19 protein-coding genes are annotated in these 26,913 nt (G+C 74.5%); 4 read left to right on the top strand and 15 right to left on the bottom strand.

From position 1 onward, the window contains the following. Positions 1-279: 279 nt before the first annotated feature. The 8 genes from ACGF13_RS36845 to ACGF13_RS36810 form a co-directional block, all read right to left on the bottom strand. Positions 280-1,080, bottom strand: a complete 801-nt coding sequence (locus ACGF13_RS36845) for a S1 family peptidase (protein WP_392883752.1) — start codon at positions 1,078-1,080, stop codon at positions 280-282. 320 nt (positions 1,081-1,400) lie between these two features. Next, positions 1,401-3,041 (bottom strand): RNA polymerase sigma factor, encoded by a 1,641-nt coding sequence (locus tag ACGF13_RS36840; protein ID WP_392883696.1) that lies wholly within the window; start codon positions 3,039-3,041, stop codon positions 1,401-1,403. A gap of 569 nt (positions 3,042-3,610) precedes the next feature. After that, positions 3,611-4,543 (bottom strand): FadR/GntR family transcriptional regulator, encoded by a 933-nt coding sequence (locus ACGF13_RS36835; protein WP_392883695.1) that lies wholly within the window; start codon positions 4,541-4,543, stop codon positions 3,611-3,613. A 165-nt stretch (positions 4,544-4,708) separates the two neighbouring features. Next, positions 4,709-5,614 carry a hypothetical protein gene (locus ACGF13_RS36830; RefSeq protein WP_392883693.1) on the bottom strand — a complete coding sequence of 302 codons (906 nt, stop codon included), beginning with the start codon at positions 5,612-5,614 and terminating at the stop codon, positions 4,709-4,711. Between the two features lie 3 nt (positions 5,615-5,617). Then, entirely contained in the window at positions 5,618-7,228 is a 1,611-nt protein-coding gene (locus ACGF13_RS36825) for an ATP-binding cassette domain-containing protein (protein WP_392883692.1), read from the bottom strand. Positions 7,229-7,540: 312 nt separating this feature from the next. Next, the gene (locus ACGF13_RS36820; RefSeq protein ID WP_392883690.1) at positions 7,541-7,822 is read right to left on the bottom strand and encodes a hypothetical protein; all 282 of its coding nucleotides are present in this window, start codon (positions 7,820-7,822) and stop codon (positions 7,541-7,543) included. 122 nt (positions 7,823-7,944) lie between these two features. Next, the gene (locus ACGF13_RS36815; RefSeq protein WP_392883688.1) at positions 7,945-8,703 is read right to left on the bottom strand and encodes an NUDIX domain-containing protein; all 759 of its coding nucleotides are present in this window, start codon (positions 8,701-8,703) and stop codon (positions 7,945-7,947) included. Between the two features lie 191 nt (positions 8,704-8,894). Further along, entirely contained in the window at positions 8,895-11,021 is a 2,127-nt protein-coding gene (locus ACGF13_RS36810; RefSeq protein ID WP_392883751.1) for a glycogen debranching N-terminal domain-containing protein, read from the bottom strand. Between the two features lie 758 nt (positions 11,022-11,779). On the opposite strand from ACGF13_RS36810, the gene ACGF13_RS36805 reads away from it, so the two are divergent. Further along, a complete protein-coding gene (locus ACGF13_RS36805) occupies positions 11,780-13,093 on the top strand; it encodes an alpha/beta fold hydrolase (protein WP_392883686.1) in 1,314 nt (437 codons plus the stop codon). A gap of 34 nt (positions 13,094-13,127) precedes the next feature. On the opposite strand, the gene ACGF13_RS36800 is transcribed toward ACGF13_RS36805, so the two are convergent. After that, positions 13,128-14,678, bottom strand: coding sequence for a DUF4192 domain-containing protein (locus tag ACGF13_RS36800; RefSeq protein WP_392883684.1), 1,551 nt, complete (start codon positions 14,676-14,678; stop codon positions 13,128-13,130). A 228-nt stretch (positions 14,679-14,906) separates the two neighbouring features. Between ACGF13_RS36800 and ACGF13_RS36795 the strand changes: the two genes are divergently transcribed. Together ACGF13_RS36795 and ACGF13_RS36790 are read left to right on the top strand one after the other, a co-directional pair. Next, positions 14,907-17,102, top strand: coding sequence for a RecQ family ATP-dependent DNA helicase (locus tag ACGF13_RS36795; protein WP_392883683.1), 2,196 nt, complete (start codon positions 14,907-14,909; stop codon positions 17,100-17,102). Positions 17,103-17,544: 442 nt separating this feature from the next. Beyond that, entirely contained in the window at positions 17,545-18,198 is a 654-nt protein-coding gene (locus tag ACGF13_RS36790; RefSeq protein ID WP_392883750.1) for a hypothetical protein, read from the top strand. Between the two features lie 176 nt (positions 18,199-18,374). On the opposite strand, the gene ACGF13_RS36785 is transcribed toward ACGF13_RS36790, so the two are convergent. The 3 genes from ACGF13_RS36785 to ACGF13_RS36775 form a co-directional block, all read right to left on the bottom strand. Further along, positions 18,375-19,031 (bottom strand): hypothetical protein, encoded by a 657-nt coding sequence (locus ACGF13_RS36785; protein ID WP_392883682.1) that lies wholly within the window; start codon positions 19,029-19,031, stop codon positions 18,375-18,377. A 100-nt stretch (positions 19,032-19,131) separates the two neighbouring features. Further along, on the bottom strand, positions 19,132-19,830 hold the full coding sequence (locus tag ACGF13_RS36780) for a ribonuclease HII (protein ID WP_392883680.1): 699 nt from the start codon (positions 19,828-19,830) through the stop codon (positions 19,132-19,134). A gap of 106 nt (positions 19,831-19,936) precedes the next feature. Further along, positions 19,937-20,488, bottom strand: coding sequence for a TetR/AcrR family transcriptional regulator (locus tag ACGF13_RS36775; protein WP_392883679.1), 552 nt, complete (start codon positions 20,486-20,488; stop codon positions 19,937-19,939). A gap of 474 nt (positions 20,489-20,962) precedes the next feature. Here ACGF13_RS36775 and ACGF13_RS36770 point away from each other — a divergent pair, with 474 nt between their 5' ends. Further along, positions 20,963-22,510 carry an MFS transporter gene (locus tag ACGF13_RS36770; RefSeq protein ID WP_392883678.1) on the top strand — a complete coding sequence of 516 codons (1,548 nt, stop codon included), beginning with the start codon at positions 20,963-20,965 and terminating at the stop codon, positions 22,508-22,510. A 179-nt stretch (positions 22,511-22,689) separates the two neighbouring features. Here the strand turns inward: ACGF13_RS36770 and ACGF13_RS36765 are convergent, their stop codons facing one another. The 3 genes from ACGF13_RS36765 to ACGF13_RS36755 all read right to left on the bottom strand — a co-directional run bounded on the left by ACGF13_RS36765 (position 22,690) and on the right by ACGF13_RS36755 (position 26,846). Beyond that, positions 22,690-24,228 (bottom strand): DUF4153 domain-containing protein, encoded by a 1,539-nt coding sequence (locus tag ACGF13_RS36765; RefSeq protein ID WP_392883676.1) that lies wholly within the window; start codon positions 24,226-24,228, stop codon positions 22,690-22,692. A 516-nt stretch (positions 24,229-24,744) separates the two neighbouring features. Next, positions 24,745-25,635 (bottom strand): carbohydrate ABC transporter permease, encoded by an 891-nt coding sequence (locus ACGF13_RS36760; RefSeq protein ID WP_392883749.1) that lies wholly within the window; start codon positions 25,633-25,635, stop codon positions 24,745-24,747. 98 nt (positions 25,636-25,733) lie between these two features. Further along, complete coding sequence (locus ACGF13_RS36755) at positions 25,734-26,846, bottom strand: carbohydrate ABC transporter permease (protein ID WP_392883674.1); 1,113 nt, start codon at positions 26,844-26,846, stop codon at positions 25,734-25,736. Positions 26,847-26,913 lie beyond the last annotated feature (67 nt).

Genomic DNA, 26,913 nt, shown 5'->3' with positions numbered 1-26,913 from the left:
CCGCCGCCGCGGGGGCCCCCGGGCCCCCAACCCCCGGGCGGGGGGTGGGGGGGGGGGGGGGGGCGCCCGGCGGGGGGGGGGGGGGGGGGCCGCCCCCCCCCGGGGGGGCCCCCCCCCCCGGCTCTGCTGTACCCGGCACGCCTTCCCGGGCCCGCCGACGGCCCGGCTCGCACGGGCGGTGAAGCCGACGCGGCGTCAGATTCCGGCGCCGGCAGGTGATCGACCGCTCACCTACGGCGAGGACCATGGCGCCGGACACGACACCGCGTCCGCGAGCGGTCACAGGACCGCGCGCACCGCGTCCGCGACCGAGGACACCCTGGTGTAGACGCCGGGGTGGGCCGCCTCGGCGCAGCCCGTCCCCCAGGACACCAGGCCGACCAGCCGACCGTCGACGATCATCGGGCCGCCGCTGTCGCCCTGGCAGGCGTCCCTGCCGCCCCGCTCCTCGCCCGCGCAGACCATGCCCCGGGCGTCGAACCTTCCGTCCGGCCCTCCCGGGTAGGCCTGCGCGCAGGTGCGGTCCGGCACGATCGGCACGGACACCCAACGCAGCGTGGGCGAGTAGTCACCCCGCCCGGTGGTGTCGCCCCAGCCGTACACGTGCGTCGTGGTCCCGGCCGCGTACGGTGCCGTCTCGCCCTGGCCGACCAGTCCGACCACCGGCCGGGCGCCCTGGGACTCGGCGAGGGTGAGCACCGCGACGTCGTTCATGTTGGCGGCGAAGGAGTAGTCGGGATGGATCCAGACCGACCGCACCGCCACCTCGCGGCCGGCCGTGCTCCGCATGTCGTCCCGGCCGACGATCACCTTGAGGCCCGGCCGCTCCACCCGGCCCCTGGACTCGTCGTAGAAGCAGTGCGCGGCCGTCACCACCTTGGTCGGGGTGACCAGCGCACCCCCGCAGAACTGGCCGGAACGGCCGCCGCCGAACTGCTGGCGACTGGACAGCGCCACGATCCACGGGTGGTCCGCGGTGCTCGCCGCGGTCCCGCCGACCACCCTGCGCTGCGCCTCGGCCGGAGCCGCGGTGCCGACGGCGACCAGCGGGACAGGCACCGCGGCGATCAGCGCCAGCACGGCGGCCCTGCGGCGGCGGCCCGCCCGGACTGCGGCCGGATCGGCCCGGTCGGCGAGGTCCGCCGGGAACGGGGTGGGCGTCGGCAGGTCAGTGCGGTCCGGCTCGGTCGGCACCGTGACTCCAGGAGGCTCGGAAGCAGGCAACCGGCATAGCGTAGGTGACCGACTACACGGTGCGACCGCTTCCCGCCACCCCGCCACCCGGACGAGGGACAACCACCACCCGGACGCTGACGCACTCGGGCCCGGACAGCCACGAAGGCCCGGAGCCGTGCGGCTCCGGGCCTTCGTGCGGAACGATGTGGAACGACTGCCGTCGATCAGTCCAGGTAGTCGCGCAGCACCTGGGAGCGCGACGGGTGGCGCAGCTTCGACATGGTCTTCGACTCGATCTGGCGGATGCGCTCACGGGTGACCCCGTACACCTTGCCGATCTCGTCCAGCGTCTTCGGCTGGCCGTCGGTCAGGCCGAAGCGCATCGAGACCACGCCCGCCTCGCGCTCGGACAGGGTGTCCAGCACCGAGTGCAGCTGCTCCTGGAGCAGGGTGAACGAGACCGCGTCGGCCGGGACGACCGCCTCGGAGTCCTCGATCAGGTCACCGAACTCGCTGTCGCCGTCCTCGCCCAGCGGGGTGTGCAGGGAGATCGGCTCGCGACCGTACTTCTGGACCTCGATGACCTTCTCGGGGGTCATGTCGAGTTCCTTGGCCAGCTCCTCCGGGGTGGGCTCGCGGCCCAGGTCCTGGAGCATCTGGCGCTGGACGCGGGCCAGCTTGTTGATGACCTCGACCATGTGCACCGGGATGCGGATGGTGCGGGCCTGGTCGGCCATGGCGCGGGTGATCGCCTGGCGGATCCACCAGGTGGCGTAGGTCGAGAACTTGTAGCCCTTGGTGTAGTCGAACTTCTCGACCGCACGGATCAGACCGAGGTTGCCCTCCTGGATCAGGTCCAGGAAGAGCATGCCGCGACCGGTGTAGCGCTTGGCCAGCGAGACCACCAGGCGGAGGTTGGCCTCCAGCAGGTGGTTCTTGGCCCGGCGGCCGTCCTCGGCGATGATCTCCAGCTCGCGCTTGAGCTTCGGGGCGAGCTTGTCGGCGGCCGAGAGCTTGTCCTCGGCGAACAGGCCGGCCTCGATGCGCTTGGCGAGCTCGACCTCCTGCTCGGCGTTGAGCAGCGGGACCTTGCCGATCTGCTTCAGGTAGTCCTTGACCGGGTCGGCGGTGGCGCCGGCGACGGCGACCTGCTGGGCCGGCGCGTCGTCCTCGTCGTCGTCGGAGAGGACGAAGCCCTCCGACTCCTCCTCCGGACCGGTGCCCTCGGCCTCGGCCTTGTCGCCGGGCAGAGCGGCGTCCTCGAGCAGCTCCTCCTCGCCGAGCAGCTCCTCGTCGCCCTTGGCGCCCTTGCCGGCGGCCGTCTTCTTGGCGGCGGTCTTCTTGGCGGGCGCGGCGGTCTTCTTGGCCGCGGCCTTCTTGGCCGGGGCGGCCTTCTTCGCGGCCGACTTCACCTCGGTGACGACGCCGGTCGTCGCCTCGGCGGTGATCTCGGCGGAGACGGTGGGAGCCGAGGCCGCGGCGGCGGCGACGGCCGGAGCCGCGACGGGGGCGCCGGGGGCGATCCGCACCGGCGGCTTGGTCGGGGCCGACGGGGTCCGGGTGGTGACAGCCTTGGTGGCGGTGCGCTTGGTGGGGCTCTTGGCGGCAACGCTCTTGCGCTTGGCGCCGGCCGGTTCGGCCGCGCTGACCATGAGGTCCACGCCCTCCTCAATCAGCACCTGATTGAGGCTGCGCATGACGTTCTTCCACTTGGTGACCGGGATCTGGTCCGCCTCGAACGCCTGGCGCACGTCGTCACCGGCGATCTGCCCCTGGGCCTTGCCCCGCTCGATGAGCGCCAGCAGAGCCGCGGACTCGGCGATCTCGGGGGGAAGCGAACGGGATGTGCTGGCCGACACGAACAACCTCTCGGACGATGAGTGGACTCGAACCCGTACCGGCCGCCCGAGCGGGCGGGGAAGGAGATCGCGCGCCGGACGCGCGGTGTCGATTCCGACCGACTCGGGCTTGAGGACTGGGTTTGCAGGACGGCAGCAGCGCCGCGGACCAACACAGCATTCTGACATGTTGGAGTATTCCGGAGCTGCTTCCGCTCAGGACACATCGCTGCTACTCGTCAAGTGTTACGCATGGCCTTCGTGTCGCGGGTCACACCATCCGGCGCCCGCGACCGGGGGCCGCTTCCATCATCGCGCACTCGCGGAGCAAACTATTGTCATGGACAGGCCTGAAACTGGGCCCGCCTCTCACCGGCGGCTTTCCCGGGCCCGCCTTTCGGCGGTCCGCCCCGAAGGGCTCCCCGGCCTCGATCCCGGCCCGATCCCGGCCCCGGCACCGGCACCGACCCCGGGCGGCGGACGGACGGGCGACGGCATGCGGAGGCCCTCCGGCTGCGCCGCGCGGTGCGGTCGGAGGGCCCTGGCGGGAGCGGGCCGCCGCCATCCGGCGCCTCCGCTCGTGGAGAACAGCCCGTTCAGTGCTCCCTGGGCGCGGGGACGGACGGCTCGATCTCGGGATGAACGGTGAGCAGCGCCCTCATCGCGGCCTCGCCCGCGGTGCCGTCGCCGGCGCCCAGCGCGTCCACCAGCCGGGCGTGCAGGCCGACCGAGGACTCGGAGGGCCGCTCGCAGGAGATCGCCGGGCCGCCGGAGACCTGCAGCGCGCAGGCGACGATCCCGGACAGGTGCTCCAGCATCCGGTTTCCGGCCATCTGGAGGATCAGGCCGTGCAGCTCGGCGTCGGCCCGGGTGTAGGTGGAGAGGTCGGCCTGGGAGGCGGCGTGGCCCATGATCTCGACCAGCTCGACCAGGCGCTGCTGGACGTCCTCGCGGCCGTGGCCGGCGGCGAGCCGGGTGGCCAGCGGCTCGATCGCCCAGCGGAGCTCGAAGAGCTCCCGGCGCTGCTCGTCCCGCTGCGGTCCGAAGGCGCGCCACTCGATGATGTCCGGGTCCAGCAGGTTCCAGTCGCCGACCGGGCGGACCCGGGTGCCGACGTTCGGCCGAGCGCTGACCAGGCCCTTGGCCTCCAGCACGCGCAGCGACTCGCGGACGACGGTCCTGGAGACCTCGAAGCGCTGGCCGATCTCCTCGGGCACCAGCGGGCGGTCGGCGCCGAGGTCGCCGGAGACGATCATCTGGCCGAGCTGCTGGACCAGCTGGCCGTGCAGACCGCGACCGCGGCTGCTGGTGGTCTTGCGACCGACCCGGGCGATGTCGGACTCGGCGCCCTCCCAGCGGGGCGCCGGCGGAGTCGGCCGGTCGGCGTACGAGAAGCGGTCCAGGTCGCCGGGGCCGTGGATCGGCCCTTCGGCGGAACGGGCGGGGGTCATGGTGGGGTGCGCAAGGGTACTCACGCCTCCTTTGTCGGCGATCGGCAGGCGTGGCTTGAGAATTCTCGTGAAAAGCACACGAAAGGGTGATCGACCGTGACTGGATAATTGACTTCTTATCAGGAAGAAACGCGCATTACGGTCACTGCTGGTCGATCTTGGAAGACCCGGGCGGGACGGCTCCCGCCGGGCAACCGCAGGGCCCGGCCGGGCCCCGCACGGGCGGCTCCACGCGGTGGGGCGCTACAGGGCGCGGCGGCGGGCCTGGACCAGCAGGACGACGAGCAGCAGGAGCACCGCGGGGGCCACGACCGCGGCGAGCAATGCCGGATCGGTCAGCGCCACGCTCCCGGCCACCGCACCGTGCGCACCGCCGTACACCCAGGCGTAGGCCGACTCGATCCCGGGCTGGAACGGCAGCAGCTCGGCCGCCCGGATCGGCCACGGCCTTCCGGTGTGACGCAGCAGCAGCGCGACGCCGGACTCCAGCAGAGCCGGCAGCGCGCACAGCAGCAGTGCCCCGGCCCCGGCGCTGCGGGTCAGCGAGGCGGTCAACAGCCCGGTCCAGCCCGCCGCCACGGTGAGCAGGACGAAGGCCAGCAGCACGGCGGGCACCCCCTGACCGGCCACCAGTCCGAGCGGGGCGAACACGCCCGGCAGGTCGGACAGCCCGGACAGCCCGGCGCCGTTCAGTGCCTCGGCCACCCGGCCCGACAGAGCGGCCGGGTCCGCCCAGGCCGCCACGGCGACACCGTCCGGCAGTGCGACGTGCACGACCACCGTGTCGAGCAACAGGGTGGCCAGCGCCAGCAGCGCCGCCACCGGGCCGATCACCAGCAGCTTGGCCAGCAGCAGCCGCACCCGGCGCGGGTACGACACATGGGAGGCCGGCAGCCCCGGGTAGCGCACCTCGTGCCCGTACGAGAGCGCGCCCAGCACGCCTGCGCCGAGCGCCGCGAAGGGCAGCGGGACCAGCGGGAGGGCGGCGGTCAGCAGCCGCACCCCGGCTGCGGCCCCCAACGGCCCGTCCGGGGTCCGGCTCGCCAGTACGGCGGCCAGGACGGCGTCGCCGAGCAGCACGGCGGCGAGCAGCACCCAGGTGGAACGCAGGCCGCGCAGGCGGCGCAGCTCGTAGGCCAGGACATGCACGGTTCACTCGCTCCGGTGGTCGTCGGGGGTGGCGGGGGCCGTGGGGGTGGCGGGGGCCGTGGGGTGGGCGGTGGCCGTGGGGTGGGCGGTGGAGGCCCGGACGGCGGGGGAGCTCGAGGCGGGGCGGCGGAGGCGGACGGTGTCGTCGGTGAGCAGGTCCTCGGCGCTCTCCCGGCAGCCCAGGGGCCGGACCCGGATGGGCGTCTGGGGCGGGGCCGGGACCGGGTCGTCACGGAAGAGCCGGTCGACGGCCACGGTGGGGGCGGGGTCGGCAGCGGTGTCGGGCCCGGTCTTCGCGGTCGGCGCCGGGCGACGCCCTCCGGGCTCCGGACGACGGCCTCCGGGCTCCGGGCGACGGGCGGCCGAGCCGAGGGCAGGGAGCGCGGCGGCGGGGAGGGCGGCGACGGCCACGGCGGGCAGGGCGCGAGTGGGCAGCGAGCCGTCCTGCCGGGGGCGGTGTGGGGCGCTGCGCCTCGGGTCGGTGGCGCCCTCGGTCGCGGGGGCGGGGGCGGCAGGGGCAGTGGTGGCAGGGGCAGTGGCCGGCGCGGCTTCGGTGGCGATGGCCGGTGCGACCGGGACCGGGGTCGCCGTGGGCTCGGCCGGGGGCGGCACCGCTTCGGTCGAGGCTGACGCGGCGGCGGGTTCGGCGGTGCGCTCCGGGCCGCTCGGCCCGGCCTCGGGTTCCGGATCGAGGCGGAGACGGCCGGAGCCGCCCGAGCCGGCCGGCAGGACGATCCGCGGCGCCGGCTGCTCGACCACCCGGTCGGCCAGCTCGTGCAGCAGGATCCCGTGACGGTAGGCGAGTTCGCCGATCTCGGTGCGGTCGATGCCGGCCACCGCGAGCCCCACGCTGCCGTCCTGCCGGACGTCCGCGCCCTGGCTGACCAACAGGTCGGCCAGCCGCGCCATCTGCGGCCCCCGGACGGCCACTTCGGGGCTGATCCTGGTCCGCCGGAACTCCGCGACCGGCTGATCGGCGACCAGTCGGCCGTGGTCCAGGGTGACCACCCGGTCGGCGATCTGCGAGGCCTCCTGCGGGGTGCGGGTGGTCACCAGGACGGTGCCGCCTGCGGCGCCGAAGGAGCGCAGGAAGGAGTGGAACCACTCGACGTTGCGCGGCGACAGGCCCTCGGCGGGCCCGTCCAACAGCAGCGCGCCGGGGTCGCCGAGCAGGGCGGCGGCCAGGGCCAGGCGGCGGTGCATGCCGGGCGAGAAAGTGCGCAACCGCTGCCCGGCGACGGTGGCCAGCCGGGTCTGTTCCAGCAGTTCGTCAGCCCGCTGGGCCGGGACGCCGACGGCCGCGGCGAGCATCCGCAGGTGACTGCGCGCCGTGCGGCCCGGGTGCCCGGCCATCGCGGCGTCCCCGGTGCCGGGCAGCAGCACCCCGACTTCGCGCTCGGGGTGGCGCAACCGCCGGTAGGGGCGGCCATCGAAGAGCGTGACGCCTTGGCCGCGTTCGAGTTCGAGCATCAGCCGCAGCGCGGTGGACTTGCCCGCTCCCTCGGCACCGAGCAGCGCCGTCACCGTGCCGGGCCGGGCGTCGAAGGTCAGATCGAGTACCGCGGGCGGAGCGCCCTTGCGATAGACCTTGGTCAGTCCGGTGATCTGGATCATCGCTGGCTGCTCCCATGCCGTCGGCCGACCTGCTCGACGCGGAGCGCCCCTGACGGGCATGCACCCGCTCGGCTCCGCGCCAGCACATTAGGGGGCGGCGACGGCTATTCCGGGCATTACGGGAACGGCACGGGCCCACCGACTGCCCACCTCACCCGATCAGGGGACAATCCGATCCTGCGATTCACGGGCGGCCGGTTCGTTCCGGAGGACTCCGACACGGAGCTGTCTGCGGTGCTTCGCCGGCTGTGGTGCTTCGCCGGCTGTGGCGCCTGAGGCCGGGCGGAACGCCGTCCCCGGCGAGGGACGTCCCTAGAGCGTGTCGGGCCAGGGCGGGGGCGGGAGCTGCTCGCCGCCGCACACCGTGTGGAACTCGTCGACGGCGGCCTGGCCCTCGACCGTGATCTCGCCCAGCCGTTCGCGCTCGGCGGCCAGCCGCTCCTGCGCGGCGGCGATCGCCTCGGGCGCCGCGCGCTCGGCCTGCAGCGCGGCCAGTTCCCGTTCCGTGGCGGTGGTGGTCGTGTCGAGGCTCCGGTAGTCCGCCGCCAGCCGCTCGATGAGGGTCCGCTGGTTGGCGCAGTCCTCGATGGCCATCGCGGGGCTCCCTGGGCCGGAAGGCCTCCGGCCCGGCGGCCGGAGCGTCCACCGACACTCTGCGCCGTCATCCCCGGGTCCGCAGCCAGGCCGGGCCATTCGGCTACCGGGCCCGCGGGGGTTCAGGACTCCGGGCGGAGCATGGGCGGGTTGAGGATGGTGGCACCACCGGCGGTGAACAGCTGGGCCGGACGGCCGCCCTGACGGGTCGTCGTGCCGCCGGAGGGCAGCAGGAAGCCGGGGGTGCCGGTGACCTTGCGGTGGAAGTTCCGCGGGTCCAGCACGACGCCCCAGACGGCCTCGTAGACCCGGCGCAGCTCGCCGACGGTGAACTCGGTCGGACAGAAGGCGGTGGCGAGGGAGGAGTACTCGATCTTGGAGCGAGCGCGCTCCACGCCGTCGGCGAGGATCAGGCCGTGATCGAAGGCAAGCGGGACGCCGTCGGCCGGGTTCTCGCCGAGGAGCTCGCCGACCGGGGCCCAGCGGGCGCTGCTGGCGTCGCCGCCGGCCCGGGGCGTCGGGAGGTCGGGAGCGAGCACCAGGTAGGCGACGCTGACCACGCGCATCCGGGGGTCGCGCTGCGGGTGGCCGTAGGTGGCGAGTTGCTCCAGGTGGGCGCCGGCCGCGCCGGGGCCGACCGCATCATGGCCGGGGGCGGTGTGGGCGCGCAGGCCGGTCTCCTCGGCCAGCTCGCGGGAGGCGGCCTCGGCCAGGCCCTCGTCCGGGCGGACGAAGCCGCCGGGCAGTGCCCAGTACCCCTGGAACGGCGGCTCGCCTCGTCTGACGAGCAGGGCGCAGAGCGAGTGGTCGCGCACCGTCAGCACCACCAGGTCAACCGTGACAGCGAACGGAGGGAAGGCCGACGGATCGTAACGCGACATGGCGACGATCATAGTCGTCTCTCTGACGATAAGCACAGGCCCGTGTGTGGAACGCGGGGGCCGGTGCCCCACGCCCTGGCCTACGCGGCCCTACGCGAGCCGCTCACCGCCACGCGGGGTCGGGAGCGGGCGGGCGCGGCGTCGGTGACCGGGTGTCACCGACGCCGGGGCGTGGTCGGGTGGCGACGGGCTCAGTGGGCGACGAGTTGCAGGTCCGTGGACGCCTCCTCCACCATCGCCACGCCGATCCGGCTCACCCGGACGGAGAAGGGCTCGCCCGCCACCCGCAGACCGGTCAGCTCCAGCTCGCCGAGCGGTGCGGTGCTCGCCGGGCGGACCAGCACCCGGCCACCCGGGACATCGGGCCGGACCCCGGCGAGGGCGAACACCGCGTGCACGGCACCGGCCGCGGAGACCGCTGCTGGGCGGCAGGCGGCCGGGTGGGGCACCGGCGGGCAGCCGAGGACGCGCTGCTCCCCCGCGTACATCTCCGGCAGCCGCCCCTCGAAGTGGGCGCTTGCGGCGAGCAGGCCCTCCAGCAGGGTGCCGGCCTCGTTCTCGTGACCGGCCTCGGCCAGTCCGGCGACCGCCAGCGCCGTCTCGTGGACCCGCACCGCGCCACCGCGGTGACCCAGTGGGTTGAAGCGGGGTGACTTGGCGCTCAGGGTGCGCAGGCCCCAGCCGCTGTCCAGCTCCGGCGCGGCCAGGCGCTGGGCGAGCAGCCGGGTCTGCTCGCGGTCCAGCAGGCCGTCGTGCCGACCGCCGTCGACGGCGAGCCCGGTGTCCAGCAGGTGCACCAGGGAGGAGGCGACGGCGGGCAGCGGCTGACCGCCCGGGGCCAGGCCGGCCGCGGGGCGGCCGCCGGAAAGGTCGTCGATCCAGAACCGCTCGCGGAAGCGCCCGCGCAGCGCGGCGGCCCAGCCGCGCCAGTCCTCGGCGCCCGGCCGGCCGAAGGCCTCCAGCAGCTCGGCCCCGTGCAGGGCGGCGCGGTGGGCCTGCGCCTGGACCTCGGCGCGGGCGGCGACCGGTTGGGCGGAGCGCTCCTCCGCCGGGCGGCTCAGGTCGGTGACGAAGCCGTCGACCAGGCCCTCGCGCAGGGCGGCCAGGGCCCGTTCGGCGGCCGGGAGCAGCTCGGCGACCTCCACCGGGGACAGGCCCCAACGCCACGCCTCGGCCAGCACGGTGACGAACAGCAGCGTGGCCTCGGTGGCGGTGCAGGTGGGCGGCAGCTCGGGACCGCCGTGGCGCAGGGCGCCGGGCAGCAGGCCCTCGGGGCGGCCCGGGGCGGGGGCGAGCTGCTGGCGGCGGGCCAGCGCCCGGAGGGTGCCGGCCGCCAGCCGGGTGCCGAGCGGCAGGGTCAGCCGCGCGGCCCAGAGCGCGTCGGCCGGGGCGAGGCCGAAGCGCCAGGGCGCGCCGGAGGCCGGGTACAGGTCGGTCGGGCGGTCCGGGTCGGCGAACAGCAGCCCGCCGAGGGCGTCCAGCGAGCGCGAGACCAGTGGGGCGGCCCGGGTGTCGTCGCTGCGGACCTCGGGCTCGGACCAGGGCAGCGGGACGCCGGTGCCGCGGCCGCCCGGCGGGCGCGGGCCGCCGGTGGCGCTCTCCAGCGCGGTGTGCAGCTCGACCGACCAGCGGGCGCCGGGCTGGACCTCCAGGTCCCAGCGGAGCACGCCGGCGCCGGCCAGGACGGCGTGCGGGGAGGGCTTGGCACTGACCACGGCACTGTGGACGGGGCCCGTCCAGCGCAGTCCGGCGGACTGCACCTGCCCCGGCAGGTCGGGCTGGCGGTGCCCGGCGGCGATCTCGGCGACCGGGCCCAGGTCGGTGCCGAGGGCTATCTCCAGCGGCAGCCGGGCGGGCCGCGGACCGGTGTTGCGCACGACGACGGTCTCCACGCCGTCCGCGTGCCGCAGCCGCTCGACGGTGAGCGCAGGGTCCGGGTCGAGGTCGCCGGGGAGGCGGACGGCACCGAGGAAGCGGGCCTGGGCGGTGCTGGTCAGGGCACCCTGGAGCGGCAGCGGCTCCATGCCGCCAAGCCGCAGCTCCATCCGGGCGAGCGCCCGGACGCCGTTGCGATAGAAGCCGTGCAGGCCGTGGCCGCGCAACTGGCCGTCGGGGCCGGAGGCGGCCATCGCCGGGGCGTTGACGCAGATCACCGCGTGGTGGACGGCGGGCGGCTGCGGGCGCGGCGGGGCCGCGGGGCGGGCCGGACCGGCCGGTGCGCCCGCGGGCCCGGCCGCCTGGGCCTGGTCGGGGCGGCTCACCGGCCTGGGCGGCGCGCCGACCACGCTCTCGGCCGGCATGGCCTGTGGTGGCCTCATGGCGGTCACCGGACTCTCCTCCCCTCGGCGGTCCGGTGGCCGGGTCAGGCCGGTGGGCCGCTAGCGTGCTCGATCGCGTGCTGTTGGTGCCGGGCCGACGGGGCCGTCCCGCCGGCGGTGTGCCGTGTCTGGCCGTACCCGGTGTCGGGTCGTGCCATGCGGTGCGCGGTACCGGGCCGGTACCGGCGCGCCGCTCCTTCGTTCCGGGGCGCGTCACCGTGCCCGGCACGCCGTCAGGTCCTTCGTTCCGGACCGCCGGTGACGCCCTTCCCCGCGGCCCGGACCCGCCGGGCCGCCCGGCCCCGTGGCGGCGACCCGTCGTGCTGTCGTACGCGGCGGCCGAGGCTGCCGGTGCCCGGGCGGCCGGGCCCGCACCGCCCGGCGATCGGCCCGCTCGGACCGGGTGCAGACCCCCGGAGTCAACGCCGCGCACCGCCACCAGGTCACGCCCCGTTGCTGCGCCGCTGGTCGGGGCGGCCCTGCCGGGCGGTCGTACCGCCTCCGTCGGAACGTCACCGGGCCCTCGCCGCGGGCGCGTCACCGTCCGCGGGCCCGGGGCCGGCACCCGTCGTACGGGCCGCCGTCGGACCTGCTCGGGCCGGGCCTCGGCCGGGATCGGCCGTCCGGTCGGACGGACGGGGCGGTCGAACCGGTGCTCGACCGCCGCCAGGATACGGTGCGGGGGTCGCGGCCCCCTCACCCGGTGACCCCGTGAACCGCGACGCCACCGCTGTGACCAGCAGAGACCGAGGAGTTGCATGTCCACCATCAGCCGGCTGCCCGGGATTGTCACGACCGACCACATCTTCCAGCTGCCGCTCGACCACGCCGCCCCTCAGGGCGAGCAGATCGAGGTGTACGCCCGTGAGGTGGTGGCGGCGGGCCGCGAGCGGGACGACCTTCCCTGGCTGGTCTTCCTCCAGGGCGGGCCGGGTGGCAAGGCCACGCGCCCGAACGGCCGGGACGCCTGGTTGGACCGCGCCCTGGACGACTACCGGGTGCTCCTGCTGGACCAGCGCGGCACCGGGCGGTCCACCCCCGCAACCCGGCAGACCCTCGCCCGGCGCGGCGGCCCGCAGGAGCAGGCGGACTACCTGGCCCACTTCCGTGCGGACTCGATCGTCCGGGACGCCGAGCTGGTCCGCGAGCGGCTGCTCGGTGCCGACCGGCGCTGGAGCGTGCTCGGCCAGAGCTTCGGCGGCTTCTGCACCCTCACCTACCTCTCCATCGCCCCCGAAGGGCTGACCGAGGCCTTCATCACCGGTGGCCTCGCCGGCCTCGGCAGCTCGGCCGACGACGTCTACCGCGCCGCCTACCCGCGGGTGGTCGGCAAGAACGAGGACCACTACGCCCGGTTCCCCCAGGACGTCCAGGCGGTGCGCCGGATCGCGGCCCACCTCGCCGCCTCCCCCGCGACCCTGCCGGACGGCGGGCTGCTCACCGTCGAGGCGTTCCAGGCGCTCGGCATGCTGCTCGGCGGCGGCAGCGGCTCCGGCACGCTCCACTACCTGCTGGAGGAGGCCTGGGTGGAGGGCGCCGCCGGGCCCGAGCTCTCCGACACCTTCCTGGCCGGCGCCCAGGCCCAGCTCTCCTTCGCGGGCGGCCCGCTGTACGCGGTGCTGCACGAGTCGATCTACGGCCAGCGGTCGGTGGACCAGGGCGGCACCGCCTGGGCGGCCGAGCGGGTCCGCAAGGAGTTCCCGCGGTTCGACGCCCGGTCCGCGCTGGAGTCCGACGCGCCGGTGCTGTTCACCGGGGAGATGATCTACCCCTGGATGTTTGCCACCGACCCGGCGCTGCGCCCGCTGAAGGAGACCGCGGACCTGCTCGCCGCCCGCACGGACTGGCCCGACCTGTACGACCGGGCGCGGCTGGCCACCAACACCGTGCCGGTCGTGGCGGCGGTGTACCACGACGACATGTACGTGGACACCGCCGACTCGCTGGAGACCGCCCGCGCGGTGCGCGGCCTGCGGACCTGGATCACCAACGAGTGGGAGCACGACGGCCTTCGGGTGAGCGGCGGCAAGGTGCTGGACCGTCTGATCAGGATGGCGCACGGCGAGGCGTAGCGGCCCTCGGGCCGGCGCCGCGGCGCCGAGCGGCTCAGTGCGCACGGTGGCCTCCTCTCGCCGCCCGTCGGACACCCCGGCAGCGGTGGAGGCCGGTGCGGGCCGCGGCGGGCGCGCAGGCCGCGGCCCGGCCGAGTCGCAGGCCCCGGGTGGACCGCTCCCCGACCGCCCGGGCGTGCCGGGGCGCCGCGGCCCGCCCGGGCGCCGACAGCAGGCCCACCGCCGCCCCGGCTCCGCCGCCCGCCGACTCCGGGCCTTCGGGGCCGGACGGGGCGCCCGGGCCCGGATCGGCCGGCGCCGGCACCGTGGACGAGCCCTTCCGCCGACCGCCCCGCCGGTGCCGCCGACCGCCGGCGGACCGCCCGGTCCGCTCCTCGGGGACACCACCCGCCCCCGGGGCAGCGGGCCCGGAGCCCGCTTCGTCACGGCACGACGCAACCTCGGCGCCAGGAACTCCGCCCGCCGGAGGCCTCGGTCCGTCGGCCGGGGCCTGCGGACCTGGCTCCTCGCGCCGGCGCCGCTGCGCCTCGACGGCGGCCAGCAGGCCCTGGGGCGTCATGCCGTCGTTGAGCGACTCGTACAGCAGATCGGCCAGCAGGTAGCCCGGGGCGAGCCCCAGGACGTGGCCGAGCACGACCCTGGCCGTCGCCGTATCCCCGGCGACCCAGGACGTCCAGGCCAGCAACGTCAGCGGGGCCACCGCACAGCTCTCGTACGGCGCCACGGCCCGCCGGGCGAGGAAGCGCCAGAGCCGCTCCGCCGGGGCCAGCTCGGCAGGCCGGGCGTACTCGACGCCGCGGTCCCGCACCAGGCGGTCGCGCAGGGCGAGCAGCAGCTGGGCCGTCCGCTCCGCGTCCAGCTCCCGGGCTCCGGCCCGGAACTCGGCGACGGCCTGGTCGAGCAGGGCGATGCGCTGCTCCCTGGCGAGGGCGTCCACGGCCTCGACCCGGGCGAACGCCTCCCGCTGGACCTCGGCCTCCGGCGGACCGATCGGGGCCAGCCCGCCGATGATCGCCTTCCGGCTGCCGCGCGGCACCAGCCCGGCGACCGTCGCGGCGGCGGCCGCCGGACCGGGCTCGGGGCTGCGCCGCACCGGATTGCCCGCCGCGTCGCAGCACCCGTCACCGCGGCAGAGGAAGGACCACCAGCGACCGTCCGAGACGCACAGCGACTCCTTGACGGCCACGCCCCGGCGTCCGAAGGCCGCCCGGAGCGCATCCGCCAGCGGCCGCAGCCCGTCCACCATCGGCGGAGCGTGCGCCGCGCCGCGATCCTGGCAGAGGTAGAGCAGCACCTGGAGCGGCCGGGCCCCGTGCCGCTCGGAGAGGGCGATCAGCAGGGCGGCCGTCTCCTCCGCCGCGGCCGGCCACTGCTCGGGCGAGCGCGGCAGGTCCGCCCGGATCACCCCGCCCTGGTGCAGGCCGGGGCCGTGGAGCCCCACCGCGACGATGCTGTCGTCGGGGTAGAAGCCCAGGAAGTAGGGAAGCAGCTCGGCCATGTCGGCCGGACCGCGCATGACGACCGGCCGGTGGTCGGAGGCCGGACCGAGGGACAGAATGACGTGTTCGTTGTTCATCGCGTTCATGGCCGCAAGAGTGGACGCAATGCGCGAAAGATGCCGGACCCGACTTTTTTCTGTGGATAACCCCGCCCCCGAATTTCCCTTCACTCATTCGGAGCAGGCGACACGCCCTCCCGAGAGTGATTTTTGACTTCCGTTCAGCCGACCAACGGATGAAATACACCCCGCCTTCCCCGTCCTCTCCTCCCCCGCATTCGTCGCTTGTCGGCGGTACGGGGTTACATGGACGCCATGCAGCAGCCCGACATCCACACCACCGCCACCGCCGACCGCGCCGAGGTCCGGGCGCGGGCCGAGGCCGTCCTGCGCGAGCTCGCCGGCCCCGGAGCCACCCTGCGCGAGGACCAGTGGACGGCCATCGAGGCCCTCGTGGTCGACCGCCGCCGTGCCCTGGTCGTCCAGCGCACCGGTTGGGGGAAGTCCGCGGTCTACTTCATCGCCACCGCCCTGCTCCGGGCCCGCGGCGCCGGGCCGACGGTGATCGTCTCGCCGCTGCTCGCCCTGATGCGCAACCAGGTCGAGTCCGCCGGCCGGGCCGGCATCCACGCCCGCACCATCAACTCGGCCAACACCGACGAGTGGGCCGCGATCCAGGACGAGGTCGCCACCGGGAAGGTCGACATCCTGCTGGTCAGCCCCGAACGGCTGAACAACCCGGACTTCCGCGACCAGGTGCTGCCCGAGCTCGCCGCCTCCACCGGCCTGCTGGTGGTCGACGAGGCCCACTGCATCTCGGACTGGGGGCACGACTTCCGCCCCGACTACCGCCGGCTGCGCACCATGCTCGCGGACCTGCCACCCGGCGTCCCGGTGCTGGCCACCACCGCCACCGCCAACGCCCGGGTCACCGCCGACGTCGCCGAGCAGCTCGGCACCGGCGCCACCGACGAGCACGCCCTGGTGCTCCGCGGGCCGCTCGACCGGGAGAGCCTCACCCTCGGCGTGCTCTCCCTGACCGACCCGGCGCACCGCCTCGCCTGGCTGGCCGACCACCTCGACCGGCTCCCCGGCTCGGGCATCGTCTACACCCTGACGGTGGCCGCCGCCGAGGAGGTGGCGGCCTTCCTGCGCGAGCGCGGCTTCCCGGTGGCCTCCTACTCCGGCCGCACCGAGGACGCCGAGCGCCGCACCGCCGAGGCCGACCTGCTGGCCAACCGGGTCAAGGCGCTGGTCGCCACCTCCGCGCTCGGCATGGGCTTCGACAAGCCCGACCTCGGCTTCGTGGTGCACCTCGGCTCGCCCAGCTCACCGATCGCCTACTACCAGCAGGTCGGCCGAGCCGGGCGCGGGGTGGACCGGGCCGAGGTGCTGCTGCTGCCCGGGCGCGAGGACGAGGCGATCTGGCGCTACTTCGCCTCGCTGGCCTTCCCGCCCGAGGAGCAGGTGCGCCGCACCATCGACGCGCTCGCCGAGGCCGGCCGGCCGCTCTCCACCGCCGCCCTGGAGCCCCGGGTGGACCTGCGCCGGGCCCGGCTGGAGACCATGCTCAAGGTGCTCGACGTGGACGGCGCCGTCCGCCGGGTCAAGGGCGGCTGGACGGCCACCGGCCAGAGCTGGGAGTACGACACCGCCCGTTACGCCAAGGTCGCCGCCTCCCGGGAGGCGGAACAGCGGGCGATGCGCGACTATGCGGCCGGCACCGACTGCCGGATGGAGTTCCTGCGCCGCCAGCTGGACGACGAGCAGGCCGCGCCCTGCGGCCGGTGCGACAACTGCGCGGGGCCGCTGCACACCCCGGACGTCTCCGCCGAGACGCTGGCGGCCGCCCGGGCCGCGCTCGGCCGGCCGGGCGTGAGCTTCGAGCCGCGCCGGCTCTGGCCCACCGGGATGGACGCGCTCGGGGTGCCGCTCAAGGGCCGGATCCCGGTGGGCGAGCAGGCGGAGACGGGCCGGGCGCTCGGCCGGCTGTCCGACATCGGCTGGGGCAACCGGCTGCGCACCCTGCTCGCCGACCAGGCGCCGGACGTGCCGGTGCCCGGCGAGGCGGTGGACGCCCTGGTGGCGGTGCTCACCGACTGGGCCCGCGGTCCGGGCGGCTGGGCCGGGCCCGCGACGACGGAGGGCGCCCGGTTGGAGCGGCCGGTCGGCGTGGTGACGATGGCCTCCTCGGCCAGGCCCCGACTGGTCGGCAGCCTGGGTACGCGGATCGCCGAGATCGGGCGGCTCCCGCTGCTCGGCCGGATCGAGTACGCCGGCGGGCTGCCCCCGCACGGCGCCCGCAGCAACAGCGCCCAGCGGCTGCACTCGCTGGCCTGCGCACTGGTCCTGCCGCCGGAGGTGGAGCAGGCGGTGGCGGCCGCCGGCGGGCCGGTGCTGCTGGTGGACGACCTCGTCGACTCGGGCTGGACGGTGACCGTGGCCGCCCGGCTGCTGCGCCGAGCGGGGGCGAGCGCGGTGCTGCCGCTGGTGCTGGCCGTGCAGGGGTGACAGGGCGGCGGAAAGCCGCCGCGGGAACCCTCCGGCCCGGGAACCCTCCCTCACCCGAATGGCCTAACAGAAAGGATCAGGCGAAGCGATTTCGATCACACCGGTCGAACGGCCCGAGAAAGGAGCGATCGCATGCCCATGACGGTTCACCCTGCCCTCCGGGCGTTGTGGATCAAGGCCTGGCGGCAGCTCCGGAGCGTTCGGTCGGCCGGGGAACATATCCGACAGACCATGGGCTATCGGGTGGCGTTCATCATTTCATCGTTGCCGCTCTGCCCCCGATGCCCCGAGAATTGGGAGGTACCCGAAATCCGGTCCGCTGGACCCGCCGTTCGGCGTACCCAGGCACCCGCCTGCCCCCGGGCCAGGAAGGAGGATCGTGATCAACGGTATCGACCGAGGTCAGCATCCCTTCTCCGGGAGCCCGGCACCCAGACGGGTACTGGACCTGGAGGTGTGGACCGCCTCGGGGATCCCGTTGCTGCGCGACCCCCGCGAGTTCGTCCTGGAACTGCACCAGCGCCACCTGCCGCAGCCCTGCACCGTCGTGATCGCCGTCCTGGACGCGCTCCACCGCCTCGTCGCCTCGGCCTCGTTCACCCCCTGGCCGCACGACACCGACGGCTGGCAGCACCGGAACGCGCTGCTGACGCACCTGCGCCGGATCATCCCGCACGACCTGCGGCTGCCCGAGCCGACCCGGACGGCCGTGCTGCTGCGCTGCCACGACGGCGCGCCCGGCTGGACGGAACAGGACGGCGCCTGGATGTGGGCGCTGCGGGACTCGTCCGTGCTCCACGGACTGCGCTGCGGCGCGTACATCGGCCTCACCCCGGCGGGCTGGCAGGTCCTCGGGGACGGGCGGGGCGGACGCAGGCCACACGCGGGCTCGTGGGCCGACGGACCGGTGCACACCGTGACGGAGCTGCCACCGCGCTCGGTGCTGGACACCCCACGCGGCCAGCGCACCCTCCAGTCGGCGGCCGACCAGGCCAAGCTCGGCGAGGACGCGGCACGCTCCCCGCAGTCCGAGCCCCCGTGGGCCACGGGGCGGGTCGCGGCGGCCGAACCGACCCGTCGCACCGGTACGCGCTGACTCCGCAGGGCTGCCGAACTCGCCGAGCCTCCAACCGTCGGCCATGGAGCACCAGCTGCCGACTACCGGGCCACCCGCCGGCTGCCGACCGCCGGCAACCGACCACCGAGCGCCGTGGGACGGACTTCGGGCCCGGCACCGTACGGCGGCACCGGGCCCGAAGTGGGCGACTGGGGTCAGGCCTTGACCGGGCGGCCGGGCGCGACTCCGGCCGTATCCACGGCTGCCGGGCCGGCGTCGCCGCAGACCACCAGCAGCGCGGCCGCGTGGCCGAGCGCCTTGGTGTACGCCTCGGCGGCACGGGCGGACTGTCCGCCGTTGGCCACCAGGACGACCACCTCGCGGCGGACCGGGCGGGTCAGCGCGGCATCCGCGTAGAACACGTCCCCGCCCTCCGCGAGCTGCGCCCAGTAGCGCTCCTCGCCGAAGGAGAGTTCGTGCCGCTGCCAGGGGTGTGCCTCGCCGACCGTCAGCACCAGGATGTCGCCCGGGTTGCGCCCGGACTCCAGCAGCAGGTCGACCGCGTCATCGGCGCGCTCCACCGCCTGCGCCGGGGTGGCGGCGATCCGCTGGACCTCCACCTGCGGTGCGGCGGCGGGGGCCGGGCGGCGCGGTGCCGGCCCGGGCTTGGGGATCAGTTGCGGCGGCCCCGGACGGGCGGCACGCGGCGGGACCGGGCGCGGGGGCGCCGAACGGGGGCCGGGCACCGGAGCCGGGGCGGCGACGGTGGTGGGTGCGGTGGCGGGGGCTTGTGCGTCCGACTCGCGTGGGAAGGGAACGCCGGGGCCCGGGAGGCTCTCGTGAATCTCCGACTCCTCGGGGAAGACAGGCATACCCGGATATCTATCAAATGCCGGTCGGACGCGCACGGGCGCCCCACCCATTGGGCACCGCTCTCCCGCCGCCCTCTCCCAGGCAATTCCAGACGGAACGTCAGAAACCGAGCGTCAACTGTTCGTCGGCGGACCCCTGAGCGTCGCCCGCAGCTTCCCGAACGCGCTTGAGGTGACGCCACTTCGGCAGTGCGTCCAAGTAGGCCCAGGAGAGTCGGTGGTGCTCGGTGGGGCCGAACTCCTCCAGTGCGGCGCGGTGCACCGGGGACGGGTAGCCGGCGTTGTCCGCGAAGCCGTACTCCGGGCACCCCTCGCCCAGTTCGGCCATCAGGCCGTCGCGGTGGACCTTGGCGAGCACCGAGGCCGCGGAGACGCAGATGCAGGACTGGTCGCCCTTGATCACCGTGCGCACCCGCCAGGGGCCGCCGAGGTAGTCGTGCTTGCCGTCCAGGATCACCGCGTCGGGTTCGACCGGCAGCGCCTCCAGCGCGCGGACGGCGGCCAGCCGCAGCGCCGCCGTCATCCCGAGTTCGTCGCACTCCTGCGGGGAGGCCTGCCCGAGCGCGTACGCGGTGACCCAGTCGGCGAGGACGGGGGCGAGGGCGCGCCGGCGCAGTTCGGTGAGCAACTTGGAGTCGGTCAGCCCCTCCGGCGCCTTGCGCAGGCCGGTGACGGCCGCGCCCACCGTGACCGGCCCGGCCCAGGCCCCGCGCCCGACTTCGTCGAGACCGACGACGATCTTGGCGCCGGCCCGGCGCAGCGAGCGTTCGACGGAGTGCGTCGGGGGGACGATGGGCATGGCGTAATCCGTTCAGCGGGGGCAGCCTCCAGCCTAAGCCCGGCCCGCGACCGCCGAATCCGCCTCCCCGAGCCCAACCGTGGCCGACTCGGACCCCGCGGCCGACTCAGACCCGGATCATCGGCTCCAGCACCTCGTCCACCAACCGGTCGGCGAATCCCGGCCCCATGCCCTCCAGCCCACGGATCTTGACCTGGTAGAGCAGCATCGCCGGGATGACGTCCGCCACCAGCGGGGTGGCCGCGCCGGGCCGGACGTCGCCGCGCTCGGCCCCGCGGCGCAGGATCTCCAGGATGGTCCGCGCTGTCGGCTCGATGACCCGGTCGTTGACGAAGGCCTTGAAGACCTCGGCCCGCTCGTGGTCGATCTCGCCCATCAGCGCGTTGAGCGCGGCGCCCACCCGGGAGGTCATCGCCTGCGTGAACCCCGCGACGAGCTCGCGGAGTTCGTCACGGGCGGACCCGAGGTCGGGGGTGTCGTAGGGCCGTGGGAGAGTGGCGTCCAGGGCGTCGATGACGAGTTCGTCCTTGGACGCCCAGCGTCGGTAGAGCGCGGCCTTCCCGGTCCGCGCCGCGCCGGCGACGCCTTCCATGGTCAGCCGCGCGTATCCGCCGGAGGTGAGCTGGTCGAGCGCGGCCTCGAAGATCGCGTTCTCCAACTCCTTCCCCCGGCGCCGGGCCGGTCGCGTCAGTGCCTGGTGGGCGACCCGCACCGGACAGAAGGCCGGCGCGGCACCCGACCCCGAGCCCGTCCCGGCATCGGATCCGGCGCCCGCACCGGCCGCCGCCTCCCCGGACGACGCCCGCCCCGCCGCGACACCCACCGCAGCACCCGCCACGCCACCCGCCGCAGCGCCCGCCGCACCAACCACCGCGCCGCCCTGCGCCCCGTCGAGCAGCCCACCAAGCGGCCGACCGGACCGGTCCGCCACCAGGCGCCGCACCAACCGCTCCATCGCCACCGCCACCATCCTTAAGGAACGCTTGCGTTCACAATCACGACCGGGATATCGTCCCCGACTAGTGAACGATCCCGTTCCTTCCCGGCCTGCGCAAGGGCGCAGCGCCACACCCGGACCGGCGACTCCGCCGAACCCGCACCACCGAGCACGTAGCCAGCAGGGGGCACATTCGTGGCTATCTCCGACACGCTCAGCAAGAACGCACCACCGCGGACGACCCAGGGGCGGGGCAAGGGCATCACCCTGACCGTCATCGCGGCCACCCAGCTCATGGTGGTCCTCGACGCGACCATCGTGAACATCGCACTGCCGCACATCAGGGACGCCTTGGGTTTCTCGACCACCGACCTGTCGTGGGTCATCAACGCCTACACCCTGACCTTCGGCGGGCTGCTGCTGCTCGGCGGTCGCGCGGGTGACATCCTCGGCCGCCGCCGGGTGTTCATCTTCGGCACCCTGCTGTTCGGCCTGGCCTCGCTGCTCGGTGGCTTCGCCCAGGACAGCAGCCTGCTGCTGGCCGCCCGCGCGCTCCAGGGCATCGGTGGCGCGATATGCTCCCCGACCGCCTTCGCCCTGATCGCCACCAACTTCGACGAGGGGCCGGAACGCAACAAGGCGTTCGGTGTGTTCTCGGCGGTGGCCGGTTCGGGCGCCGCGATCGGCCTGCTGGCCGGCGGCCTGCTCACCGAGTACCTGAACTGGCGCTGGGTGTTCTTCGTCAACGTGCCGATCGCGATCCTGATCGCGATCGCCGCGCCGCGCTACATCGCGGAGTCCGAGCGCCACCCGGGCCGCTTCGACCTGCCCGGCGCACTCACCTCGACGCTCGGCCTGGTCGGCCTGGTCTACGGGTTCATCCGGGCCGCCTCCGACGGCTGGTCGGACGGCATCACGCTCGGCTCCTTCGCGGCCGGCGCGGTCCTGGTCGCCGCCTTCCTCGTGGTCGAGAGCCGCACCGACCAGCCGATCACCCCGATGCACCTGTTCGCCGACCGCAACCGCACCGGCAGCCTGGTGATGATGCTCTGCCTGGCCGCGGCCATGTTCGGCATCTTCTTCTACGTCGTGCTGTTCGTGCAGGGTCCGCTCGGCTACAGCCCGCTGAAGGCCGGTGTCTCCTTCCTCCCGATCAGCGTCGCGATCATCATCGCCGCGCAGATCGCCTCCAACCTCCAGGCCAAGTACGGCCCGAAGCCCTTCATGGCCGGCGGCGCGCTGCTGGTCACCGTCGGCCTCACCTGGCTGACCCAGATGAGCAAGGACAGCGGCTACCTGGACGGGGTGCTCGGCCCCACGGTGGTGTTCGGCTTCGGCATGGGCCTGATCTTCGTCCCGGTGATGCTGATCTCCGTCGCGGGCGTCCCGGGCGAGGAGACCGGCGCCGCCTCCGGCCTGCTCAACTCGATGCAGCAGATCGGCGGTTCGCTCGGCCTGTCGATCCTGACCACGGTCTTCGCGCACTACGCCACGGCCGAGGCCGCCGTACAGCTGCCGAAGTTCATGGAGAGCGCCAAGCCGGAGCAGCTTGCCTACCTCCAGCAGCACCACGAGTTCCCGCAGGGCACCGATGCCGCGAACACCGTGCTCACCGAGGGCATCTCGCACGGCTTCATCGTGGGTGCCGCGCTCGCCGCCGTCGCCCTGCTGGTCGCGGTGTTCGCGATCAAGGCCAAGGCCGGCGACCTGCCGAGCGACTCCTCCGCCGTCGCGATGCACTGACACCGTCACATGCACTGACACCGTCACACCGCACTCGCACCGCACTCGCGCCGTCGCGCCGCACTGGCACCGTCGCGACGTGGCGACACCGCCACAAACCACCACGCCCAGGGCCGGCCGGGAGCAGCACGCTCCCGGCCGGCCCTGCCGCTGTCCGCGGGCCCCGCCCCCGGGTCGGCCTACAGGTCCTCGTACGCCAGCCCCGCCCGGTCGCAGGCCGTGCGGCCGACCGCCCTGGAGTCCACCGGCGGCCGCTGCGCCAGGATCCCCCGGGCCCGGGCGGCGGCGAGGTTGGTCGCGTACCAGGGCCGCGACTCCCCTTCCAGCTCCTGTCCGATCAGCTGCAGCGCACAGCTCCGCTGCGGCTCGGGGAGGCGCTCCAGGGCGGACACCGCGTCCGCCGAGAGCCGGCGGACGTTGCGCAGGTCGATGGCCGCGCCGTGCGGGTCGGTCTTCAGGGCCTGCTCGTACCGGGTGACGTTCTGCTCGGCGACGATCGCGTCCGGGCCCATCAGGCCGTAGACCGCGACGGTGAGCATCCCGCTGAGGACGACGACGCGCGGCAGCCAGCCAGCGCGGCGGGTCAGCCCGGCGGCGATCAGCAGCAGGAAGACCACGCCCAGCCAGACCTCGACCACCAGCACCCAGAGCCGCAGCCGGGTGAGCCCGGAGGCGTCCACGTAGAACCACATCCGGCCGAGCGCCGAGGCGACCACGGCCAGTGCCAGCAGGCAGAGCAGCCCGAGCAGGATCCGCGCCAGCCGGTGGTCGACGTCGGTGGTGCGCGGCGCCCAGCGCTTGGCGACCGCCACCACGACCAGCGTCAGCACGGTGATCACGCTCAGCTGCCAGAACCCCTGCCGGGCGTACTCGGAGCGGCTCATGCCGGTATTACTCAGCACGGCGTCCGCGCCGCCGAGCACCACCACAGCCTGGATCACCGCGAAGACGCCGAACATCAGGTTGAGCGCGACCAGCGGCAGCGCCCACTCCAGTCGGCGCCGCTCGCGGCCCGGCCGGATCACCGTGCGGTCCCAGCGGCGCGGGCCGGCGGCCATGTGCGCGAAGCCCAGCGCGGTCGCCGTCCCGAGCACGAACAGCACGGCGCGCCCCGGGAGCCGGCCGAGGTCGAGGTCCGGGCTGAGGTTGCCCAGCAGGTCCGCCATGGCGGCGTCGGCGCTGGCGAACAGCAGGCCGAAGACGGTCAGCAGGACGGCGGCGACCGCGAGCGCCTTGAGCACCGGGACGATCCGGCCCCGGCCGGGCAGCCGGCGCCCCTGCACGCTGGTCCAGGCCCACCTCACGGCGGGCACCGGCTGCCAGAGCAGACCGGGCAGGGCGAACAGGACGCCGGCCCAGCGACGGCCGCCGTGCAGGGCCAGCGAGGCCAGCGCGAGCGCGCCCCCGGCGGCCAGCAGCGCGGGCCAGCCGGCGTCCCACCACGCGGGGACAACGAGCAGGGCGAGGGCGAGCAGGCTCCAGACGGCCGTCCAGGGCCGGATCCGACGGCCCGCCACCCGGGCGGCGAACCCGGCCCCGACGGCGGTGGCGGCGCCGCAGACCAGCAGGTTGACGCCCAGGCCGTCGAACAGCAGCCAGGCCGTCAGCAGACCGGTGAACAGGGCGGCCAGGGCGACCCGGGGCGTGGCTCCCGCCCGACGCTCGGGGTCGCTGACGCGCAGCCACGTGCCGACCGAGGGCGCCGGCGTTCCGGGCACCGGCGTTCCGGGCACCGGGCCCCGGCCCGGCCTGCCCTGCGGGCCAGGGCCCGCCGCGCGGTAGGGACCGTGCAGGTCGTACGGGCCGTACGGGTCATACGGGTCGTACGCACCGTACGGGTTGTGCGTCTCGTTCGACCCAGGCGCCTCGGCCGCACCCGGCGACGCGATCGACCCCGGCGCCCCGGACGCACCCGGCGCCCCGGACGCACCCGGCGCCTCGCTCGCACCCTGTGCCCCGGAGGGGCCAGGAGAGTCGGGCGACCCGGCCGAACCGAGCGGCCCGGAGGAGTCGGGAACGCCGGAAGGGCCGGACGAATCGGATGGCACAGGCGCGGAAGGGCCGGACATGAGTCCCCCTCAGTGATCGGCGGGCATGCGGAGGCCACCCCACGGGCGGTCCGCCGGCGGGCGCGTTCGGCGCCCCGGCCGCTGCCGACTGTAGACCATTCTGAACAAGTTCAAAAGTTGAGTCTGAACGCGTTCAGAACTGCCTCGCGAGCATGGACTCCCCGGCTACCCCTTCACCGACCCGGCCAGCAGCCCCCGGACGAAGTACCGCTGGAGGCTGAAGAAGACGATCAGCGGCACGATGATCGACAGGAACGCCCCGGCCGTGAGCAGCTCCCAGCGCCCGCCGAGCGAACCGGACAGCTGCGCCAGCCGCACCGTCATCGGTGCCACCTCCGGAGTGCCGCCCGCGAAGGTCAGCGCCACCAGCAGGTCGTTCCAGACCCACAGGAACTGGAAGATCGCAAACGAGGCCAGCGCCGGGGTGCACAGCGGCAGCACGATCGAACGGAAGATCCTGAAGTGCGAGGCGCCGTCCACCACCGCGGCCTCCATCAGGTCGCGCGGCAGCTGGGCGATGAAGTTGTGCAGCAGGAACACCGCCAGCGGCAGCGCGAACATGGTGTGCGCCAGCCAGACCGGCGCGTAGCTGCCCTTCAGGTCCACCGCCGGGATCAGCGTCAGCGGCCCCAGGTGCGCGCCGCCGGAGAACAGCCGCAGCAGCGGGATCAGCGCCATCTGGAGCGGCACCACCTGGAGCGCGAACACCGTGAAGAAGACCACGTCGCTCCCCCGGAACCGCACCCAGGCCAGCGCGTACGCCGCCATCGCCGCCAGCATCAGCGGGAAGACCGTCGCCGGGACGGCGATCGCCAGCGAGTTGACCAGGAAGGGCATCAGGCCGGTGGAGACGCCGGGCCCGCCCTCGAACAGCACCGAGTGGTAGTTGTCGAGGCCGAGGTCCGGGTGGACGAGGGCGGTCCACCAGCCGCTGTCGGTCACGTCCTGCTTGGGTCGCAGCGAGGTCACCAGCAGGCCCAGCGTCGGGATCGTCCAGAGCACCGTCATCGCGATCACGAACACCGAGGCCAGCGGACTGCTGAAGGCCTTCCGCATCGGCTGCACCGGCCTCACCTCGCGCGGCGGCTCCACCTCCCGCAACGGCTCCGCCGGCCGCGCCGGATTCGCCGCCCCCTCCCGGCCGTCCGTCCCGGTCACCGGACCTCACGCTCCTTCCGCAGCTGCACGATGTTGTAGGCCACCAGCGGCAGCACCGCGACGAAGAGCAGCACCGCGAGGGCACTGCCGCGACCGGAGTTGAACTGCACGAAGGACTGCGAGTACATCTCGTTCGCCAGCACCTGGGTGCCGAAGTTGCCGCCGGTCATGGTGCGGACGATGTCGAAGGCCTTCAGGGTGATGAGCAGGACGGTGGTCAGCACGACCAGCACCGTGCTGCGGATCATCGGCACGGTGACGTACCAGAACAGCCGCGCCCCGCTCGCACCGTCCAGCCGGGCCGCCTCCACCACCTCCGCCGGGATCGCCTTGATCGCCGCCGACAGCACCACCATCGCGAAGCCGGTCTGCACCCAGACCATCACCGCCATCAGCAGGAAGGTGTTCAGCGGCTGCGAGAGCAGCCAGTTCGGCGGATCGTCCCAGCCCACCGCGACGGCGAGCCGGCTGAGCAGGCCGATCTGCGGCTGGCCCGGCCCGCGCGACTCGTAGACGAACTTGAAGATGATCGACGCGCCGACCAGCGAGATCGCCATCGGCATGAAGATCAGCGACTTGTAGACCGACTGACCGCGCATCCGGTCCACCAGCAGCGCCAGCACCAGTCCCAGCCCGGTCGCCACCAGCGGTACGGCCACCAGCCAGAGCAGCGTGTTGACCAGCACCTTCTGCACCGAGTCGGAGGTGAAGGCCCAGCCGAAGTTCTCACCGCCGACGAACCGGGTGCCGTCGTCGTTCTGGAGGCTGAGGTAGACCGTGCGGACCAGCGGCACCACCAGGCCGACGGCCAGCAGCAGCACCGCCGGACCGAGGAACACCGCGACCGCCAGCGGACGGGCCAGCCGGCCCCGGGCCCGTCCGGCGACCAGGAAGACCACCAGCAGGATGCCGAGGAAGCCCGCGACGGCGCCGAAGGTGTTGCCGAACTTGATCGCCGCGTCGTTCCAGGAGCCGGCCGCCAGCCTGTCGACGACCAGCCCCTCGGCGGCCGACCCGCCGACGGGCGAGGGGAACCCGGGCGAGGGAAATCCGAGCGAATGGAACCCGGGCGAATGGAACCCGGGCGAAGGGAATCCGGGTACGGACATGGCTGCGCGTCCCTTCGGGCGTGGTGGGAAGGGGGCGGGCGGTGGGGGTGGGTGGTCCCGCACCGCC

The sequence above is a fragment of the Kitasatospora sp. NPDC048286 genome (assembly GCF_043201735.1).
In the GTDB taxonomy this organism is placed as follows: domain Bacteria; phylum Actinomycetota; class Actinomycetes; order Streptomycetales; family Streptomycetaceae; genus Kitasatospora.
The sequence above is the reverse complement of the archived record's forward strand: the minus strand, read 5'-3'. Positions and strand labels throughout refer to the sequence as shown.

What these genes read in the sequence shown, in the direction of transcription:
- ACGF13_RS36825 (WP_392883692.1), bottom strand. Translation starts at nt 7,228, where the DNA reads ATGATCCAGATCACCGGACTGACCAAGGTCTATCGCAAGGGCGCTCCG.
- ACGF13_RS36820 (WP_392883690.1), bottom strand. Translation starts at nt 7,822, where the DNA reads ATGGCCATCGAGGACTGCGCCAACCAGCGGACCCTCATCGAGCGGCTG.
- ACGF13_RS36815 (WP_392883688.1), bottom strand. Translation starts at nt 8,703, where the DNA reads ATGTCGCGTTACGATCCGTCGGCCTTCCCTCCGTTCGCTGTCACGGTT.
- ACGF13_RS36810 (WP_392883751.1), bottom strand. Translation starts at nt 11,021, where the DNA reads ATGAGGCCACCACAGGCCATGCCGGCCGAGAGCGTGGTCGGCGCGCCG.
- ACGF13_RS36805 (WP_392883686.1), top strand. Translation starts at nt 11,780, where the DNA reads ATGTCCACCATCAGCCGGCTGCCCGGGATTGTCACGACCGACCACATC.
- ACGF13_RS36800 (WP_392883684.1), bottom strand. Translation starts at nt 14,678, where the DNA reads ATGAACGCGATGAACAACGAACACGTCATTCTGTCCCTCGGTCCGGCC.
- ACGF13_RS36795 (WP_392883683.1), top strand. Translation starts at nt 14,907, where the DNA reads ATGCAGCAGCCCGACATCCACACCACCGCCACCGCCGACCGCGCCGAG.
- ACGF13_RS36785 (WP_392883682.1), bottom strand. Translation starts at nt 19,031, where the DNA reads ATGCCTGTCTTCCCCGAGGAGTCGGAGATTCACGAGAGCCTCCCGGGC.
- ACGF13_RS36780 (WP_392883680.1), bottom strand. Translation starts at nt 19,830, where the DNA reads ATGCCCATCGTCCCCCCGACGCACTCCGTCGAACGCTCGCTGCGCCGG.
- ACGF13_RS36760 (WP_392883749.1), bottom strand. Translation starts at nt 25,635, where the DNA reads ATGCGGAAGGCCTTCAGCAGTCCGCTGGCCTCGGTGTTCGTGATCGCG.
- ACGF13_RS36755 (WP_392883674.1), bottom strand. Translation starts at nt 26,846, where the DNA reads ATGTCCGTACCCGGATTCCCTTCGCCCGGGTTCCATTCGCCCGGGTTC.